Consider the following 18852-nt stretch of genomic DNA (forward strand, 5'->3'; position numbering starts at 1 on the left):
TTCACAGTGCTCTATCTCCGCAACCTTTGAAAACTTCTGCCAGGTGATCGATCCAGGCCCGCACCGCCGGCAGTACGCCGCGCCGATGAGGGTAGACGGCCTGTAGCCAGCCGCCGGGCAAGGACCATTCGGGGAGTATCCGCACGAAGGTGCCGTTGGCCAGCTCTTCCTCACAATACAGCATCGGCAGGACGGTGAAGCCCAGGCCGGCGAGGGCGCAGGCCTTGCGCACGACAAAGTCGTCGACCCCGAGTCGGGCTTCGAGAGTCAGCTCGCGCTTTTCACCCTCGGCGTTGAGCAGGCTCAGGTGCACCAGGCGATCGGCCTCCAGCGCGCCCAATATAGGTGCATTCCTGAGGTCGTCCAGGCGGCTGATAGGGTATTGCTCGAGAAAGGCCGGCGTTGCCAGGATAAAGGTCTGCGCCTGGCGTAGGCGCCGGGTCACCAGCAACGGATCTTCGTCGCCCTGTTCACGAACCCGCAGGGCGACATCGATGCCTTCCGTCACCAGGTCGACTCGCCGATTGACCATCAGCACCTCCAGCTGGACCAACGGGTGCGCGGTCAGGAAGCTGGAGATCACCCAGGGCATGAACTCCTGGGCCAGCCCCACCGGAGAGGACACGCGCAAGCGTCCACGGGGCTCGCTGGACATGCTGGCAACGGCCTCGTCGGCCATCTCGGCTTCCAGTAACATCGCCTGGCAATGGCGCAGGTAGCGCTCGCCGACGGCGGTCAGTTTCAACTGGCGGGTGGTGCGTTGCAGCAAGCGCGCGCCGAGGCGTTCCTCCAACTCGGCGATCCGCCGCGACAGACGCGACTTGGGAATCCCCAGCAGACGCCCGGCCGCCGCGAAGCCGCCGGCTTCGACCACCTTGGCGAAGTAGTAGAGATCGTTGAGGTCTTGCATGGCCGTGACTCGATTGTTCTATGGTTGGGACAAACTATCACATTCAAGCCGTCTAATCGGCCATTGGTTTCGCCTGTAGGATTATCTCAACTTGATCGCCCAGTGGCGATCCTCACTTGGAGATCCGGTATGAAACTCTTGCACATTGATTCCAGCATCCTCGGCGACAACTCCGCCTCCCGTCAGCTGAGCCGCCAGGTTGTCGACGCCTGGAAGCTTGCCGAGCCTTCCGCCGTGGTGACCTACCGCGACCTGGCCAGCGACGCCATCAGCCATTTTTCCAGCCTGACCCTGGTCGCTGGCGGTACCGCGGCGGAACTGCGTGACGCGGCCCAGCGCCACGAAGCCGAGCTCAGTGCCTCGACCATCGAGGAGTTCCTCGCCGCCGATGCCATCGTGATCGCCGCGCCGATGTACAACTTCAGCATTCCGACCCAGCTCAAGGCCTGGATCGACCGCGTCACCGTCGCCGGCAAGACCTTCCGTTACACCGAAGCCGGTCCTGAAGGCCTGGCGGGTGGCAAGAAGTTGGTGATCGTCTCTACCTCCGGCGGCCTGCATGTCGGCATGCCTACCGGCGTGGCCCACGAAGATTACCTGAACGTGCTGTTCGGCTTCCTCGGCATCACCGATATCGAGTTCGTTCGCGCCCACGGCCTGGGCTACGGTGAAGATGTCCGCGCCAAGGCCATGAGCAGCGCGCAGGCACGGATCAGCGAAGAGCTGTTCGCCACCGCGTAAAGCTTTGGTAAACACACGAGCTTCTTTCGGGAACCCCCATTAAACTCTGTACGTTGATCATTCTGAATGGTCAGCGTACGGAGTTTTTTTGCGTCTGGCTGTTCAGGTTTGGCTCGGGTTATGCATCATCGATCAACCATAGGTGCTCTGAAAAACCTCGAAAATTAGCCAAAGCCTGCTCCAGAGCTTTAGTTTCAAGGATTTGAAGAGAATTGGTGTGCTAATTACGCAGCAAAGGTGGGCATCCCCATGATGCGTCTTTGTGCAGTGTTACTGATCTGCTTGTCCAGCAGCCTCCTGACGGTGCAGGCGGCGCCGCCTGCTCATTGGAGCGTTGGCTATCATCGCCTGACGTTCCTTGATCCGCTGGATCTCAAGCCGATGACGGCGATTGCCTTCTATCCTTCCAGTGGCCGCGAGCGTCCGAGCCGGATCGGCAATTACACGATTCAGGCCAGCGAAGACGCCAAGGTCGCCATCGGCCGTTATCCGTTGCTGATGTTGTCCCACGGCAACACCGGCACGCCCCTGGCCTTGCATGACCTGGCCACCTCTCTGGCGCGTAAGGGCTTTATCGTGGTCGCCGTGCTGCACCCTGGCGACAATTACAAGGATCAAAGCCGCCTGGGCACCTTGAGCAACCTTTACGGTCGGCCCATGCAGATTTCCGAAGCCATTACTGCCGCCCTCGGCGACTCGACCCTGTCACCTTTTATCGAAGCCGAGAATGTCGGCGTGATCGGTTATTCGGCGGGCGGCGAAACCGCGCTGATCCTGGCGGGAGCCCAACCGAACCTGGAGCGCTTGCGCCGCTATTGCCAGCAGCGTCCGGATGACAAGGATGCCTGCAACACCAAGGGTGAACTGATCGTCGACCGCGATGACCTGCAGCCGGTGGCTGATCCCCGGGTGCATGCCTTGTTGCTGATGGCGCCGCTGAGCCTGATGTTCGGCCGCCACACGTTGTCCGATGTCCACGTGCCGGTGCTGATGTACAGCGGTGGTGACGACAAACTGGTATTCCCGGACAAGAACGCCGCCGCGCTGGCGCGCAAATTGCCGGTAGCCCCTGAGTTCAAGTTGATCGCCGGGGCCGGGCATTTCGTCTTCATGGCGCCGTGCAGCCCCGAGCAACTCCAGGCCACACCGGGACTGTGTACCGATGCCGAAGGGGTCAACCGCGAGGATATCCATCGCGATCTGATCCACGAAGCCGGGCGCTTCTTCACCAAGACCCTCAGTACGCCGAGCCATGGCGGGATGCAGACCGCCGATCAGTGAGTCAGTCGGCTGCCGCGTGACGTGCCAGCAGCACTGTGACGGATAGGCCGCTGATCGACAAGAGTGCCGCGCTGAAGAAAATCCAGGAATAGCCCAGGTTCGAGGCCACCGCGCCCATCACCGGACCGGCGATGGCCAGTGCCAGGTCGAAAAACACCGCATAGGCACTCAGGCCCGCACCGCGACTGCTGCTCGGCACCTGTCTGATCGCCTCCACCCCCAGCGCCGGATATACCAGCGACAGACCAAACCCGGCCAGGCCGGCGCCGGCCAGGGCGACACCGGTGGACGGCGCTAGCCAGAGCAGCACCAGGCCGAGGGTCTCGATACTCATGCAGGCAATGGCGGCCTTGAAGCCACCGAAGCGGTTGATGCAGCCGATAAACAACAGCCGGGCAAGGATGAAGCAGGTGCCGAACACCGTCAGGCAATAGGCGGCACCGGTCCAGCCGCGGCTGAGGTAGAAGAGGGTGACAAAGGTCGTCAGGGTGCCGTAGCCGATGGACGCCAGGGTCAGGCTGGCGCCATAGGGCGCGATGCGCCCGAACACGGCCCAGAACGGCAGGCGCTCGCCGCGAATCACCGGGACCGAGGGTTTGTTACGGATCAGCAGCAAGGCCCCCAGGGCCAGGGTCGACAAGGCGATGCCGAGGCTGGCGAAGCCGTAATCCTCGACCATCAGCACCCCCAGCGGCGCGCCGATGGCGATGGCGCCGTAGGAGGCGATGCCGTTCCAGGAGATGACCCGGGCAGTCTGGTCGGCACCGACCTGGCCGATGCCCCAGCTGATGGTGCCCACGCCGATCAGGCCCTGGGCGATGCCCAACAGCAGGCGTGCGCCGATCAGAATCCCCAGGCTTGGCAGCGGCAGGTGCTGCACCTGCGTCGACAGCCAGGTCAGGACGCCGCTCAAGGCGATGCCCGACAGACCATAGATGATCGAGCGTTTGGTGCCGATGCTGTCGGCCATGCGCCCGGCCATGGGGCGGCTGAGCAAGGTTGCCAGATATTGCGAGCCAATGGTCAGGCCGGCGATCACCGCGCTGAAACCCAGTTGTCCGTGCACGTAACCGGGCAACACCGCAATCGGCAGGCCGATGCAGAGGAAGGCGATAAAGGTATAGAAAACGATGGAAACGATCTGCAGGGTGATCGTCAGGTTGCTGGACGGTCTGGGCGGTTGCTGGGCGGACATGAAGGCTCGTTCGCGGGCGGGCGGTTAGAGAGCAACATGATGGCGGGATGGTGAGATAAAAGAAAGCAGGCTAACTAATTTCTTGTATGCGCTGTGGACGCTGGCTGCAATGCAAGGCTCACCGCCGCTATCGCCAGCAAGCCGGCTCCTGCCGGTCCGGGGTTGGCTGTCAATCATCGTCGTACATAGAACCTTGTAGGCGCTGGCTTGCCAGCGATGAGGCCCGCCAGTCTTGCATCGACTGTACGGCCGCCATCGCCGGCAAGCCGGCTCCCACAGTATTTAGAACACCACGCCCTGACTGCGCAGGTAGTCGTCATAGGTGCCGCTGAAGTCGATCACGCCGCTTGGGCTCAGCTCGATGATGCGGGTGGCCAGGGACGAAACGAATTCACGGTCATGGCTGACGAAGATCAGCGTGCCCGGGTAATTTTCCAGCGCCAGGTTCAGGGCTTCGATGGATTCCATGTCCAAGTGGTTGGTCGGTTCATCCATGATCAGCACGTTGGGCTTTTGCAGGATCAGCTTGCCGAACAGCATGCGACCTTGCTCACCACCGGAAATCACCTTGACCGACTTGAGGATCTCGTCGTTGGAGAACAGCATGCGGCCCAGGGTGCCGCGAACCACTTGTTCGCCTTCCTTGGTCCAGCGGCCCATCCAGTCGAACAGGTTCGATTCATCTTCGAAGTCCGAGGCGTGATCCTGGGCGTAGTAGCCCAGTTCGGCCGCTTCGGTCCACTTGACGGTACCGGCGTCCGGGGTCAGTTCGTTGACCAGGGTGCGCAACAGGGTGGTCTTGCCGATCCCGTTCGGACCGATGATCGCCACGCGCTCGCCGGCTTCAACGGTGAAGCTGAAGTCCTTGAACAGAGGCTTGCCGTCAAAGCCCTTGGCCATACGCTCGACGATCACCGCCTGGCGATGCAGCTTCTTGGTCTGGTCGAAGCGGATGAACGGGCTGACGCGGCTCGACGGCTTGACTTCAGCCAGTTGGATCTTGTCGATCTGCTTGGCGCGGGAGGTGGCCTGCTTGGCTTTCGAGGCGTTGGCCGAGAAGCGGCTGACGAAGGATTGCAGCTCGGAGATCTGCGCTTTTTTCTTGGCGTTGTCCGACAGCAACTGCTCGCGGGACTGGGTCGCCACGGTCATGTATTCGTCGTAGTTGCCCGGGAACAGGCGCAGCTCGCCGTAGTCCAGGTCCGCCATGTGGGTGCAGACGCTGTTCAGGAAGTGGCGGTCGTGGGAGATGATGATCATCAGGCTGGAGCGCTGGGTCAGGATGTTTTCCAGCCAGCGGATGGTGTTGATGTCCAGGTGGTTGGTTGGCTCGTCGAGCAGCAACACTTCCGGATCGGAAAACAGTGCCTGGGCCAGCAATACCCGCAGTTTCCAGCCAGGGGAGACTTCGCTCATCGGGCCGTTGTGCTGCTCGATGCCGATACCCAGGCCCAGCAGCAATTCGCCGGCACGGGATTCGGCGGTGTAGCCGTCCATCTCGGCGAAATCGGTTTCCAGCTCGGCCACGGTCATGCCGTCTTCTTCGGTCATTTCCGGCAGCGAGTAGATGCGATCGCGCTCGGCCTTGACCTTCCACAGCTCTTCGTGACCCATGATCACGGTGTCGAGCACGCTGAATTCTTCGTAGGCGAACTGGTCCTGGCGCAGTTTACCCAGGCGCACGTTCGGTTCCAGCATGACCTGTCCGCCGGACGGATCGAGGTCGCCGCCGAGGATTTTCATGAAGGTCGACTTGCCGCAGCCGTTGGCGCCGATCAGGCCGTAGCGGTTACCGGCGCCGAATTTGACCGAGACGTTCTCGAAGAGCGGTTTGGCGCCGAACTGCATGGTGATATTTGCGGTGGAGATCAATTACTTTACCTATCAAGGGGTTACGCGCTGCTGATTGGGTGCTTGGGCCATTCCCTGGGCATTTAGGAGCGTGTCCATCTCGCTCCGGTCACCGCTAGAGTTCAGCCAGCGCGCGTACGTAAAGAGCAGCATCCGACGTGGTGTCCGAGCTGCTGTGCAATAAAAAGGCGGGATTCATTCCAGACATTGGCTCCATTGTCGCATACGTGTGACGACAGTTACATGTCTGTCGGCAAGCCCTTGTCGTCCAAGGCCTGGGGACGGCGTGCAATAGATATGTACGGCCTGAGACGTAACGCTTCTGCGCAGAATATTTTCCGGCGGTTCGGGTGGTGTTTCGGGCGAATGCCGATTACCCGGGCTGGTGGCAATGAGTGTCAGTTATTGAAGCCATGATTCTGGAGGCCGTACATGCGCGATGGAGCAGCTACAACCACTGAAAGTGTCGATGGGGCAGACAGCAACGGGGCGTTGAAAAGACCTGGCTCGTCGATCCAGGCGGGAGGGAAAAGACCCAGGCCCCTGGACAGTGAAATCTCGGCTGCGACGCAGGGCCATGAACCGAGCCAATGGGGCGTCGACCTGATGCCTTGGGGACAGTCGACGCGGCAGGCCGAGACTGCTGATCCCTTTGACTGCCAGATCGTTCTCGAACTGGGAGAGGTGCCGGGGATTGCGGACGCCATCCAGACACTCGTGTTGCAACATCCCGACAAGTCTTTGCTGTGGTTCCGGCTCAACGAGCAAGGCTATGCGCCGGTACTGGGCGACCCGACCGTCATGAGCGGCCATGCGCGGATCCTGGTTCTGGGCGTGGCGGCCGAAGCGGGGACCCTGGGCGGTTATACGACCTCAGCCCTGGAGCAAAAGATCAGCGAGTTTCGTGGCTGGCTGCGCAGTCGCTACCACTACGGCGGTTATGGCTTGAGAGGGTCGATCTACGAGGATTACTTGTCCAATGCCCCGTCGTGGAACAGCAAGCACTGGGCTTACCCGGTTTCCGGCATGGGCGGCGACGGCAAGCGCGATCCTGATTTCTGGCGTCAGGTGAAAAAGGTATTGCGCGATAGCGCTGGAACACGCGAACAAAAGATGCAGGCACTCCGCAAGTTGGATCTGCGGCTGGATTTGCATGGCCTGAATTTTTTCCGCATGCCGGGAAGTATCGCCACCGAACTGGAATGGCTGGATGGCGCGCTGATTGCCGATATTCTCCAGCGCAAGTCCGGTGGCGGTCATGAGTCCGCGGTGAGCCGTGTGATAGAGCCCATGGCCGGCTCGGGGGTCTACTCGAACTGGGTCAGGGCGCTGGGGTTCCGGGGCAAGGTCATCGTCAACGATATCAACCCGTTGGTCTCGCTGACACAGAGCGAAGTGGTCAGTCATCCGCAGGTGCTTCTGCGGGCTATACAGGAAATCAAATCCGACCTATTGGCGATTGGCCGCCAGCATGGCTTTGATTTCGACGATAACCTGGCGATGAGCTTTGAGCGCGCCTTTCCAGAAAACCTGGCTTTGCCAGACAAAAAGCAGGAAAGAATAAAAAGAAAAGAAAAATTCAAGGCATTTGTCAAAACGGATCGGGCGAAGCGTCTTCGCCAGGCCATAAACGAGTATTTCGAAGACAGCCTGGCTCAACTGATCACACTGAAAGACGGCAGGGTGATTGTCGATGAGCAGCCGGAAAGGCCACTGATGACGGAAAACCACAGGACAACGGCCAGAACCCGGGTCGCCGCGTTGTTTTATATCATGCAGAATTCGGCCAATCACAATGGCACGGTGACCCTCATTTCTGTCCCCGGCAAAGGGCACCGGCTACATTTACCCCTCAATCTGTTGACGGCTGATGAGCATTACAAGGTCCATCTTCTGCCGTTGAACACCAATGAGAGGAAGTTGCTTTTTCTCAGTCGACTGCACCATGGGCACCCCGAAACCACTGAGTTTCTTTCAGGTGACGGTTGGGCCCTGTTTGCCCGTTCGGATGTCGGGCCGGGTGATTTGATTCTGCTCAGTGGCCATTTCAGTGACAGCTATTTAAGCGTGGAGGCCTTTTATGAAAAAGTCGATCAGTACGTCCAGCGTGCGGCTGAAAAGGGCGCCCAGATCCTTATTGTCAATGATTTCAGCGAGGTCAAAGAGCAAAGGTTCAAGCAGCGCGGGTTCCAGGTTTCCCGTCATGCAAGAGCGAACGGCAATAAAAAGTTCTACCTGCTGGCCTTGAAAAATATTGTGGTATCGCCCGGCACGCCGGAGGCATTGACCGACAACCTGCGAGATTTCGTGGTCACGATGCGTGGCATCGAAAAACAGGTCGGTTTTATTCCTGGTGAAACACCGGCCCTCTGGAATGACAACGATTACTACGACCCCGAGGCGGTCAAAAGGGCCAATGTCAGTGCTTGGAGCCCGGGCGAGGGGCGTGAGCACCTTTCGCAAGAAACGGGTGCGCTCAGCCGGGATGAAGTCGGCGAGTGGGATCTGCCGGTACCGACGGCATCCAACGACAGCGAGAGCACCAGCCGGTTCGATTACCAATTGATTCTTCAGCTTGAGGACAATCCGACGGTCAGGCAAGCGGCGATCGACCTGGCGGGTAAACACCCGGCGAATTCGCTGGTGGTGCAGATGGACGTCACGGCCAAGCTGCAGTGGGGCAATGCCCAGGATGCGCTGTTGACGCGGATCGGCCAGTGGAACCGTCAGGGAAAAAGCCACTGGCGTCTGCAAGCGGTCGGCCACGGTCGGGACAACAGCGCCGGACAGCGGACCCTCGCGGGTTATCTGCCGGCGGAGCTGGCGCTGGCCATCCGGCAGTTGTTGAATCATGGGCTGCTGGATGGGCAGGCGCGGGCCCGTAGCCCTGCGCCGGAACATATCAGCCTGGTGGGCTGCGCGTTGGTGGACAACGAGCCGACGCAAACCGCCAGTTACATACAGGCGTTCGCCCACGCCCTGGACCGGGAAAATATCCCCACGCGGTCCATCGCGGCCCACTCGGCCAGGATCATCGTCAACCCGCGCGGCGGCAAGCGTGGTGTTACCGTCACGGATACCAAGCGGGTGCTGCGCCGCCAGGGCGAGTCCTGGGTAGCGCTGGTCGCGCCAGGAAAAACCGGTTTTGACGAAAGCCTGCTGTTGACTGAGACGCTGGGCGAAAAAATGGCGCAGTTGCGGGTGAAAAACCAGCGACTCGTCATGCTGACGCGGGCCGACGATTTCCAGCAGGGCATGAAACAACTCTACCGCGACCAGCATTTGTCCGCGGCTGAGTGGCTGCCACTCTGGCATAGCCTGACGCCAGAGGGCGGTGATTACCGGCTGGCGTTCGTCGATGCTGCACACCCGGGGCAGCCACCACGGATACTGCGGTTTGCCGATCGGCGCGTGGCGGATTTCCTGGAGCATTACAATCAGCAACTGCTGACGCTCCGCCAGGCCCATGGCGTGGAAGGCGAGTACTTGACCCAGCGGCCTGGGGTGACGGAAGGCGAGGCCCTCGATGGGCTGAACGCCTTGTTCATTGTCCAGAGCCTGTTTGCCTGGTTCAGCCAGAAGAGCCGCGCGCAGGCGGCCGACGGCGAGTTGCCGGAGATCTTGAACCGGACATTGCAGGTGCATGGTTGGCTGAACACGGTGCAGATGGTCCACGGTGCATTGGAGGACGCGGGGAAAGTCGCCCAGCTTTATCGTTCGGCGATGGCCATCAGTGCGGGCAAGGTGCTGTTCAGCGAGGGGAAGTCCCTGACCTTGCTGTCGTCGATCTCGAAACTCAGGACCGGGGCCGGGCTGTTGTTGAACCTGGGCAGCGCGGTCCTCGACATCATCGAACTGTCGCAGGCGCAGAATGAAGCCCAGCGCGCGGTCTTCGCGACCCAGTTGGCCTTTGATAGCATCGGATTGACCACCAGTGTGTTCAGTCTTGGTGCGTCGATGGCCGCGAATGCCGGCGTCGTCGGCGCCGCCACCGCCGCGGGTTTCGCCGGTGCGCTGGCGGTGCCGCTGGCGGGCCTGGGGGTTGGCTTCAACGCCCTGGCCCATGCATTCAGCGCCGTGGCGGAGGAAGCGGCTCAGGTGGGCAGTTATTTTGCCGGGCTTGATGAAGCCTATCGCCTGGGCGGCTACCGCCGTGTGGAACGCAACACCCGCGGCGATCATGAGCAGGGCCCGGCCCATGTCCTGATGGAATCGATCCCGGGCGCGGTGATCAGCACGCTGGATCTGCGCCTGCGGCAACTGACCCTGGACAGCCAATACCTCTATCGCAACGACCCGACCGACGCGATCGGTTCCGGTCGGAGCAACTACTTCTTCTGGTGGCCAGGGCGGGCGCCGAACCTGGAGAAGCAGCAGGCGATCAATATCCGCGAAGGCATCGGTTATCGCCAGGCCCAGGTGGGCTTCGTTGCTGATGACGCGATATTGGTGTTGCCGTCGACCGCGAAGTCGTACCTCAATTACGAGTATATGATTCTGCCGTTTGCCACCGGCCGTAACGATCACGGCTTCGATGTGTTGCGCAGGTTGGAGGAAGACTATCGCTTCGACTTTGATTTCTATGCATTCCCCGGCGAGCGGATTGTCCGGCGGATTATCCCGGAATATGTGGCGACGTCGGTGACGGTGCTACTGGACCGGCAGGCGCGTGACATTCTCGTGCCCGCGCTGCCGGAGATCATGCAGGGCAAACTGTCCTATCAGCTTGAGGGTGATGGGGGTGAATACCGTCTGAGTCTGCAGGAAGGTGTATCGATTTCCCTGGGTGGCAGCGCGACCAGCCGCTGGAGGCTGGATGCCCGCCAATTGAAGGAGGCCGCGATCCGCCTCAACGGCAACCAATTGCAGGTGGGTAGCCTGCGGATCACGCTGCACGAGGCCTGCGGTGAGATATCGCTGATCAATGCCAGTGCCGAGCTTTTTTCCGTCGACCGGGAGAAACAGGCGCTGGTCCTGCTGGAGGCCGATGGCAGCGGCTTTGCCGACTGGCGGGCCCTGCATGCGCACCTGCGGCAGTTGACCAGTCAGGCACCGCACAGCCAGCCATTTGTTCCGGTCGACCACTATCGGCCGGCCGGAGAAGACACGGGCCGGGCTTTCTATCAGGTGAGCCTTGACCGTTTCATCTACACCCATTTCCCGCAGATCAGTGAGTTTCTCAGCCAGGCGCTGCTGGGTGGCACGCTGGACGACAGGGCCTGGTTTTACCGGGGGGCGGATGTCTGGCAGGTGCAGATCGCCACGGGGCAGGTGTTGCGCCAGTATCGGCCACGAACCTTTGCCGCGCAGGTCAGCCGCAGCAGCCTGGTGCAGCGTGATGGTCAACTCCTGCTATCGATTGAAGAGGCGTTGCCTGATGGCACGATTCAGCACATTTACCAGGTCGAAGAGGCCGCGCTGAAACTGCTGGCTATCCAGCTGGACGGGCCGCTGGCCCAGCCCGGCGAGGACAGCGCTGACCTGCTCTCAAGCGTCCCGCGGTGGCGCGAACCGACAGAGCTGATGACCACGCAGGATCGGCAAGTCAGGGCCAGTTATGCGCGCGTGGTGACCTGTACCCTGGGTCGTGCGCCGGCCACGGAACGTCAGTGGCTGCTGTTTGACACCGAGGGTCTGTCGCCGCGTGTTGTCAAGGCGAACCTGGGGGCTGCCATGGCGCAGGACCTGGCGCTGGTCGGTACCATGGCGGGGGATAAGCCGAGCTTCTACTTTTATGACCCGCACGGGCGACAGGTCTACTTTCAGGCCGATGACGGCTTGTCCGGGGCGCCGGCTACGGTGCTGGCTCTGAGTGACGTCACCTCGGTCAGTGGCGGTGATCAGTCACCGTGTCTGGCACTGACGATGGAGGGCAGCGTGTGGTTGCTGGACCGCGGTGCCGTGCGGCTGGCGGGGGTGGTGTCCAGTTGGTTGCTGCGTCATCGGGTGGGGTTGACCACGGCGCTGGAGAAACTGGCCAGCGCCAGCGCGGGCCAACTCGACAACCTGGTGCTATGGGGCTTGCGGGATTCAGCCGGGAAAGCGCTCAACGCCTGGTACGACATTGCCGCGCGACAGGTCGTGCAGGGCGGGAGCAATCTGGATGGCCGGCATTCCCTGACTTATCTGGGATTGACCACAGAGGGCGGCCACGCCTGGATCCTGGATGCCGATAGCCAGCAACTCTATCGTCAGGCCCAGGTAGCGGTGTCGGAACTGAGCCTCGATGAACAGTTGGTGCCCTCACCGAGCGCCGCCGACGCGCAGGTCTGGCAGACGCAACGAAACTGGATCAGGGCGCTGCGCCAGGGCAATAGCCTGCGCCTGGAAAGTCGCGACGGCGCGATAGTTTTGCTAACAATGGCCGCGACCCCGGCGGACCGCGCGGTGCTGATCGCCCTGCGCATCAAGGCCCATCAGCCGGCGGGGCAAATCGCCGAGTTGATCAGGGCCTTGCGCCAGCACTATGAGTTGCCGTCGGCCGTGAGGCTGTTGGTCGAGCCGGGTCAGGCTCCGGGCTGGTATCTGCCTGACAGTGCAGAGCTGTTGTGCGCCGCCGGTCCGCAGGCCGGCCATCAGTTGACTTACCTGGGCAAAGCCGCGGGGCAGGCGGGTGGCTATATCCATGATGAGGACAGCGGGCAGTTGTGGTGTATCGATAGCCGGCAGTCAACCCTGGCGGGTTGCTACAGCTTTGTCCATTTGTCCGAAGGCAGCCTGATCCTGCAACTCGACGAGGCCGATACGGCGGCGTTGCCGGTCCTGGAGGAGGCGAATTGCCTGATGCTCTCCGGTCGGAGCGGCGCTGTGCATCACTACCCACTGGATCGTACGCTGTTGACCCATTACCGGCAGATCATCATCGATGAGCAGAGCCATGATGCGGTCATCCGTTCCGATTCCGAACGCCTGGTGTTGCATCGCGGTGGCCAGGACTTGATGCTGTACGACAATGATGCCCATACCAGCCTGTTGATCCCCGATATCGATCAGGCGGCACAGCGTGGGACGAAAGTGCAACTGGCACCGCAGCCGCTGAGCGGCGTGCTGGCTGGGCTGGGCCGCCAGTGACGAGATCGGCGGTCCCGCGGCGGCGCTGAACTCGACAGCACCGTGGGTATATTATGGGGTGAGGCGTTGTCCAAACCCCATAACACACTCACCCTTGAGGAGAGCCGCCATGTACAGACTTGTCTTCGCGCCGGCAACCTTGCTGGTCATTGGGCTTCTGGCCGTTGCTCTTCCCGCCGACGGCGCGCCTAGGGGCGGGACGTCCGCTACGATCCTGCTGGCGCAAAACCTGCCCAACAGCGACAACCCCTACAACCCCTACAACAGCCCGATTCGCCGCGCCAACCCCAACAGTCGCCAGGGGTCGGTGTCCAGCGTACCGCCCTTGCGCGGTCCGAATACCCTGCCGACGCCACGGCCCTCGACGATTGAAAACGGCGCGATCGAGAATGGCTACCCACGTGACACATCAGCGCCGATGGCGGTGCCGATCAAGTCGGGCACCCGCAGCGATCCGAATACACAACGCTGAGCCAGGCTGCCAGTTGAGGTGGTGGTGATTGAGGTCAACGACAACCCGAACATGGACGCTGGCATCGAGGACGCCTATCTGCAGGATGACCTCTACGCCCTGGTGCTTGAGGAGTTTGTCCGGCGCCTGGAGCTCAAGCGTCGTGGCCAGGCCTGGTAGTCGATGATTCCAGGCATTGACTTGACCGCGGCGCCCGGATAACGTCAGTGCATGACTTCCACCCAGCGCTTTTCTCAGCCAAGCATTATTACCGCCATTCCTTATCTGGCGGGCTGACCTGTATCTGTTACCCAAACCCGCCTCCGAGGCGGGTTTTTTGTTTCTGTCTCCGAGGCCAACCGATCACCCGGAGACCGCCATGCCCAGCACCGCCAGCCTCAGCCTGGAACCTGCCACCGATAGCCGCCTGCTTGGCGACTATGTACGAAAGATCCTTGCCGCGCCGGTCTACGACCTGGCGATCTGCACGCCGCTGCAAGGGGCCCCGGCACTGTCCCTGGCCCTGGGCAATCAGATCCTGCTCAAGCGCGAAGACCTGCAACCGACGTTCTCGTTCAAGATCCGTGGGGCCTACAACAAACTGGTCCAGCTCAGTGAAGCCCAGCGGCGCTGTGGCGTGGTCACGGCGTCGGCGGGTAATCATGCCCAGGGCGTGGCCCTGGCGGCCCGGACGTTGGGGATCGAGGCGACCATTGTCATGCCGACCAGTACACCGGAGCTGAAAGTGCAGGGGGTGCGCAGTCGCGAGGCCACGGCGGTGCTGCACGGGGAAAGTTTTCCGTTTGCCCTGGCCCATGCCCTGCAACTGGCCGAAGAGCATGGTTACACCTTTGTCTCACCGTTCGACGATCCGGATGTGATCGCGGGGCAGGGGACCGTGGCCATGGAGTTGCTCAATCAACATCCCGGGCCACTGACAGCGATCTTTGTCCCGGTCGGTGGTGGCGGGCTGATCGCCGGTATCGCCGCCTATGTCAAATACCTGCGGCCAGAGGTGCGCATCATCGGCGTGGAGTCGGAACACTCCAACTGTCTGCAAGTTGCACTAAGGGCCGGCGAGCGGGTGGTGTTGCCCAAGGTCGGGACCTTTGCCGATGGTGTGGCGGTGGCGCAAATCGGTGCGTACGGCTTTGAAGTCTGCCGTCAGTATGTCGACGAGGTCATCACCGTCAGCAACGACCAGCTGTGCAGCGCGATCAAGGACATCTATGACGATACCCGCTCCATCACCGAACCTTCCGGTGCGCTGGCGGTGGCGGGCATCAAGCAGTATGTGGAGGTCCATGGGCTACATGGCCAGACCCTGGTGGCGATCAACTCGGGGGCCAATATCAACTTCGACAGTCTGCGCCATGTTGCCGAACGCGCGGCCCTGGGCGGGGCCGCGTGAGTCGGAAGCGGTTATTCGCGGCTGGCGGGCTTGACCAGCTTGGACGGTGTCCAGATCCGGTAACGGATCTCGAGGTCATCGGGGGCGTAGATCACCAATGGCAGTTTGCTGTTGTAACGCAGCATGTAGCCTTCACCGATCACCGGGACGAAGTCTTTTTTCGTCTTGCTGCCGGGCGGGCAGGCCATCAGGGTGGACATCGGCCCGGTGACTTTCTCCAGGCGGTAATAGGCGTAGCTCCAGCCCTCGAGGTTTTTCTCGTCGAGGTTGCCGCCCAGGCGTTTCGGGTTGCAATCGACGGGCATGACCTTGCCAGCGATGATCTCGACCCGGTGATCGGCGTCCTTGGTCATCTTCGGCACGCGGATGACCGAACGGCTGAAACCGTCCTCGGCCTTGGGGAACGGCGCCAGGTCGGCTTTGTCGGCGGCGATCGCGCCAGTGGTGGTGGTTAGCGCCAGCAGCAAGGTTGCGGCGATAGTCGTCGAATTCATGAGCTCTCGTTGCCCTGTCATGAGGGAGACTCCCTCGTTTGATGGATGCGGTGGCGGCACGGCGCCGAATGATACTGGCGTTGGATGCCTGTCCAGGCCAGGGGCGTTTGCCACGATACCGGCAAACGGTATGGTCCTAGAAGGCATTTAATGCATTTTGCATTGGCACGCGGGCCTATTAGCGCCTTAACGCATTGATTTTTCCAGCAAACAATAATTCATCTTGTTTCAGCACGCGGTGTGCACTGTCGCCGTGTCGGATTGTCGGACGAATAACCTTAACGAGTGGTGTGAAAAGGCCTAATCTAAATTCGGTGTCGTCCTCCATGGCTGGACCGGGCGCCCGCCTGAAACACAGATGTGAATGGCTAACCCTGGCTGTTCTGCCCAAGACCTGGCCGTCTCACATAAAGGAGAGAGTCGCCATGCAAGTATTATCCACGTTGGAACTACGCAATATCATCGAGAGCAGTTTCCTGCCCACACGCTGCCAATGCAGCCTCGGCGCTGACGAGTCGTTGACGGTGAGAGTCTTCGACCGAAAATCCGAACGGGTGGACTTGGTGGTCACCGGTATCCAGGCTTCGACGCTTGATAGCAGCCGGGCCATTTCCGACCTGATTGCAGAGCTGCGTTATGACCTGAAAAATCATCAGGTCGCCGCGCTTGGCGAGATGAAAGCCCGGGCGCGCTAACGCCCCGTCTCATTTGCGCCCACCCAGACACGCGCTTCCCCGACCGGGGGAGCGCGTGTCGCATGGAAAATCTTCGCGCCAACGGATAGAACCCTTAACGTCAGTGTCGAACTGTCAGTAAACTGCGCGTCTTCCCCCAGTACCATCCATCTCCAGAGGTTTTGCATGACACTCAGTCCTTTTGCGGGCAAGCCGGCACCGGCACAGTTGCTGGTTGATATTCCGCGACTGGTATCGGCCTATTACACCGGCCAGCCCGATGCGACGATCTCCACCCAACGCGTGGCCTTCGGCACCTCCGGGCATCGCGGCAATTCGTTCGAGCTGAGTTTCAACGAGTGGCATGTCCTGGCCATCAGCCAGGCCATCTGCCTGTATCGCCAGGCCCAGGGGATCGATGGTCCGCTGTTTGTCGGCATCGACACCCACGCCCTGTCCACGCCGGCCGGCGCCAGTGCGTTGGAAGTATTCGCTGCCAATGGCGTAGAGAGCATGATCGCCGCCGGCGACGAGTACACGCCGACACCGGCGGTGTCCCACGCGATCATCTGCTACAACCGCGGCCGCACCGCGGGCCTGGCGGACGGTGTGGTCATCACCCCGTCCCACAACCCGCCGGAAAGCGGCGGCTTCAAGTACAACCCGCCGAATGGCGGCCCGGCCGACACCCATGTCACCAAGTGGATCGAGGCCAAGGCCAACGAACTGCTGGGCAACCGCCTGGCCGGCGTGAAGCGCGTGAGCTACGAGCAGGCGCTCAAGGCCAGCACCACCCATCGCTACGATTACCTCAATACCTACGTGGCCGACCTGATCAATGTCATCGACCTCGACGCCATCCGCGCCTCCGACCTGCGCCTGGGTGTGGATCCGCTGGGCGGGGCCGGGGTGCGTTACTGGACGGCGATTGCCGAGCACTATCGACTGAACCTGGAAGTGGTCAACCGCGAAGTCGACCCGACCTTCCGCTTCATGTGCGTGGACTGGGACGGCAAGATTCGCATGGACCCGTCCTCCAGCCATGCGATGCAGGGCCTGATCGGCTTGAAAGAACGTTTCGACGTGGCCTTTGCCTGCGACCCGGACCATGACCGTCACGGCATTGTCACCCCCTCCGGCGGCCTGTTGGCGCCGAACAACTACCTGGCCGTGTCCATCGACTACCTGTTCCAGAACCGTCCGCAGTGGCGTAGCGACGCGGCAGTGGGCAAGACTGTGGTCAGCAGCGGCCTGATCGATCGGGTCGCGGCCCGCCTGGGCCGGCGCCTGTACGAAGTGCCGGTGGGCTTCAAGTGGTTCGCCGACGGCCTGTTCGACGGCTCCCTCGGCTTTGGTGGCGAGGAGAGCGCCGGGGCCTCGTTCCTGCGCAAGGATGGCAGCGTCTGGACCACCGACAAGGACGGTTTGATTCCGGCCCTGTTGGCGGCGGAAATGACCTCGCGCACCGGCCGCGATCCGAGCCAGATCTATCGTGGCCTGACCGATGAACTGGGTGAGCCGTTCTCGGTTCGGGTCGATGCCAAGGCCACGCCGGCGCAGAAGGCCCTGCTGAGCAAGCTGGCACCGGAACAGGTGACCTCCACGCAACTGGCTGGCGAGGCGATTCAGCGCATCCTCAGCCATGCACCGGGCAACGACCAGGCGATCGGCGGGTTGAAGGTGATGACCGAGAACGGCTGGTTCGCCGCGCGTCCTTCGGGCACCGAGGACATCTACAAGATCTACGCCGAGAGCTTTATCGGTGACGATCACCTCAAGCGCCTGGTGGAAGAAGCACAGGTGCTGGTGGATGGAGCGATTTCGCCGAACTGAACAGGGTTTCTGTAGGAGCCGGCTTGCCGGCGATTGCGATGTGACATTCACCACCGTCATCGCTGGCAAGCCAGCGCCTACAGTTGATTGCGTTTGCAGCGTAAAAAAGGGGTGAACGACGATTGTCGTTCACCCCTTTTTTGCTTTGCCGATCAGCGAATCAGGCCAAATCCACCAGGATGATTTCGCTGTCCTGCACGGCCGTCACCCGCAGCACCTGCTCATCCGCCACCGCGACCCCGTCGCGCGCTTCGGCCCGCAGGCCATTGACCTCGATCACCCCCGTGGCCGGTACCAGGTAGGCGCGCCGACCGCTGTCCAGACGATACTCGGCGCTTTCCCCGGCTTTCAGGTTGGCCGCCACCAGGCGGGCATCGGCGCGAATCCGCAGGCTCTGGTCGTCGCCGGCCTTGCCGCTGGCCAGGGTGACGAAGCCTTCGCCACGTTCGCCCTTGGGAAACGGCTTGGCGCCCCAGGACGGTGCCGAGCCGGCCTCGTTGGGAATGACCCAGATCTGGAAGATCTTGGTCGGCGTCGCTTCCAGGTTGTACTCGCTATGGGCGATCCCGGTCCCGGCGCTCATGACCTGGACATCACCGGCTTCGGTGCGGCCCTTGTTGCCGAGGTTGTCCTCGTGGCTGATGGCGCCTTCACGGACGTAGGTGATGATTTCCATGTCCCGGTGCGGGTGCTTTGGAAAGCCGGTGCCGGGCGCGATCACATCGTCGTTCCAGACCCGCAGGTTGCCCCAGTTCATGCGCTGCGGGTCATGGTATTCGGCGAACGAAAAGTGGTGGTGCGCATCCAGCCAGCCGTGATGAGCGCCGCCCAGGGTCTTGAAGGGTCGAAGTTGCAGCATGAGTCTTCTCCTGTTCAGGTTCGTCACGGGCCGGCAGGAGCCGGGGCAGGACGGTAACCGATGGTTGATGGCAACGATCAT

12 protein-coding genes and 1 pseudogene are annotated in these 18852 nt (G+C 61.6%); 8 read left to right on the plus strand and 5 right to left on the minus strand.

What is annotated here, in order from left to right; genetic code table 11:
* Nucleotide 1: 1 nt before the first annotated feature.
* The gene (locus AC07VG_RS13315) at nucleotides 2–910 is read right to left on the minus strand and encodes a LysR substrate-binding domain-containing protein (RefSeq protein ID WP_495002173.1); all 909 of its coding nucleotides are present in this window, start codon (nucleotides 908–910) and stop codon (nucleotides 2–4) included.
* 129 nt (nucleotides 911–1039) lie between these two features.
* On the opposite strand from AC07VG_RS13315, the gene AC07VG_RS13320 reads away from it, so the two are divergent.
* Nucleotides 1040–1651 carry an FMN-dependent NADH-azoreductase gene (locus AC07VG_RS13320; RefSeq protein WP_495002174.1) on the plus strand — a complete coding sequence of 204 codons (612 nt, stop codon included), beginning with the start codon at nucleotides 1040–1042 and terminating at the stop codon, nucleotides 1649–1651.
* 249 nt (nucleotides 1652–1900) lie between these two features.
* Nucleotides 1901–2932 (plus strand): alpha/beta hydrolase family protein, encoded by a 1032-nt coding sequence (locus AC07VG_RS13325; protein WP_495002175.1) that lies wholly within the window; start codon nucleotides 1901–1903, stop codon nucleotides 2930–2932.
* Between the two features lies 1 nt (nucleotide 2933).
* Here the strand turns inward: AC07VG_RS13325 and AC07VG_RS13330 are convergent, their stop codons facing one another.
* Nucleotides 2934–4127, minus strand: coding sequence for an MFS transporter (locus AC07VG_RS13330; protein WP_495002176.1), 1194 nt, complete (start codon nucleotides 4125–4127; stop codon nucleotides 2934–2936).
* A 282-nt stretch (nucleotides 4128–4409) separates the two neighbouring features.
* Nucleotides 4410–5999: an ABC-F family ATPase gene (locus AC07VG_RS13335; RefSeq protein WP_495002177.1), complete on the minus strand. Its 1590-nt coding sequence runs from the start codon at nucleotides 5997–5999 to the stop codon at nucleotides 4410–4412.
* Nucleotides 6000–6410: 411 nt separating this feature from the next.
* On the opposite strand from AC07VG_RS13335, the gene AC07VG_RS13340 reads away from it, so the two are divergent.
* The 4 genes and pseudogenes from AC07VG_RS13340 to ilvA all read left to right on the plus strand — a co-directional run bounded on the left by AC07VG_RS13340 (nucleotide 6411) and on the right by ilvA (nucleotide 14911).
* Complete coding sequence (locus AC07VG_RS13340; RefSeq protein WP_495021323.1) at nucleotides 6411–13049, plus strand: TcdA/TcdB pore-forming domain-containing protein; 6639 nt, start codon at nucleotides 6411–6413, stop codon at nucleotides 13047–13049.
* A 109-nt stretch (nucleotides 13050–13158) separates the two neighbouring features.
* Entirely contained in the window at nucleotides 13159–13521 is a 363-nt protein-coding gene (locus AC07VG_RS13345) for a hypothetical protein (protein WP_495002179.1), read from the plus strand.
* 15 nt (nucleotides 13522–13536) lie between these two features.
* A pseudogene (locus AC07VG_RS13350) lies at nucleotides 13537–13680 on the plus strand (hypothetical protein); the annotation flags it as partial.
* Nucleotides 13681–13879: 199 nt separating this feature from the next.
* Nucleotides 13880–14911, plus strand: a complete 1032-nt coding sequence (gene ilvA, locus AC07VG_RS13355) for a threonine ammonia-lyase, biosynthetic (protein WP_495021324.1) — start codon at nucleotides 13880–13882, stop codon at nucleotides 14909–14911.
* A gap of 11 nt (nucleotides 14912–14922) precedes the next feature.
* Here ilvA and eco read toward each other — a convergent pair whose 3' ends face one another.
* Nucleotides 14923–15405: a serine protease inhibitor ecotin gene (gene eco, locus AC07VG_RS13360; protein ID WP_495002181.1), complete on the minus strand. Its 483-nt coding sequence runs from the start codon at nucleotides 15403–15405 to the stop codon at nucleotides 14923–14925.
* Between the two features lie 425 nt (nucleotides 15406–15830).
* On the opposite strand from eco, the gene AC07VG_RS13365 reads away from it, so the two are divergent.
* Nucleotides 15831–16100: a DUF1652 domain-containing protein gene (locus AC07VG_RS13365; protein ID WP_495002182.1), complete on the plus strand. Its 270-nt coding sequence runs from the start codon at nucleotides 15831–15833 to the stop codon at nucleotides 16098–16100.
* A 165-nt stretch (nucleotides 16101–16265) separates the two neighbouring features.
* Nucleotides 16266–17912 (plus strand): phosphoglucomutase (alpha-D-glucose-1,6-bisphosphate-dependent), encoded by a 1647-nt coding sequence (gene pgm / locus AC07VG_RS13370; protein ID WP_495002183.1) that lies wholly within the window; start codon nucleotides 16266–16268, stop codon nucleotides 17910–17912.
* Nucleotides 17913–18072: 160 nt separating this feature from the next.
* Here the strand turns inward: pgm and AC07VG_RS13375 are convergent, their stop codons facing one another.
* On the minus strand, nucleotides 18073–18771 hold the full coding sequence (locus AC07VG_RS13375; RefSeq protein ID WP_495002184.1) for a pirin family protein: 699 nt from the start codon (nucleotides 18769–18771) through the stop codon (nucleotides 18073–18075).
* Between the last annotated feature and the right edge of the window lie 81 nt (nucleotides 18772–18852).

The sequence above is a fragment of the Pseudomonas sp. GW821-FHT03C07 genome (assembly GCF_059420925.1).

Excerpts from the sequence above, each read along its gene's own strand:
- AC07VG_RS13315 (WP_495002173.1), bottom strand. The coding sequence starts at position 910 with ATGCAAGACCTCAACGATCTCTACTACTTCGCCAAGGTGGTCGAAGCC.
- AC07VG_RS13320 (WP_495002174.1), top strand. The coding sequence starts at position 1,040 with ATGAAACTCTTGCACATTGATTCCAGCATCCTCGGCGACAACTCCGCC.
- AC07VG_RS13325 (WP_495002175.1), top strand. The coding sequence starts at position 1,901 with ATGATGCGTCTTTGTGCAGTGTTACTGATCTGCTTGTCCAGCAGCCTC.
- AC07VG_RS13330 (WP_495002176.1), bottom strand. The coding sequence starts at position 4,127 with ATGTCCGCCCAGCAACCGCCCAGACCGTCCAGCAACCTGACGATCACC.
- AC07VG_RS13340 (WP_495021323.1), top strand. The coding sequence starts at position 6,411 with ATGCGCGATGGAGCAGCTACAACCACTGAAAGTGTCGATGGGGCAGAC.
- AC07VG_RS13345 (WP_495002179.1), top strand. The coding sequence starts at position 13,159 with ATGTACAGACTTGTCTTCGCGCCGGCAACCTTGCTGGTCATTGGGCTT.
- ilvA (WP_495021324.1), top strand. The coding sequence starts at position 13,880 with ATGCCCAGCACCGCCAGCCTCAGCCTGGAACCTGCCACCGATAGCCGC.
- eco (WP_495002181.1), bottom strand. The coding sequence starts at position 15,405 with ATGAATTCGACGACTATCGCCGCAACCTTGCTGCTGGCGCTAACCACC.
- AC07VG_RS13365 (WP_495002182.1), top strand. The coding sequence starts at position 15,831 with ATGCAAGTATTATCCACGTTGGAACTACGCAATATCATCGAGAGCAGT.
- pgm (WP_495002183.1), top strand. The coding sequence starts at position 16,266 with ATGACACTCAGTCCTTTTGCGGGCAAGCCGGCACCGGCACAGTTGCTG.
- AC07VG_RS13375 (WP_495002184.1), bottom strand. The coding sequence starts at position 18,771 with ATGCTGCAACTTCGACCCTTCAAGACCCTGGGCGGCGCTCATCACGGC.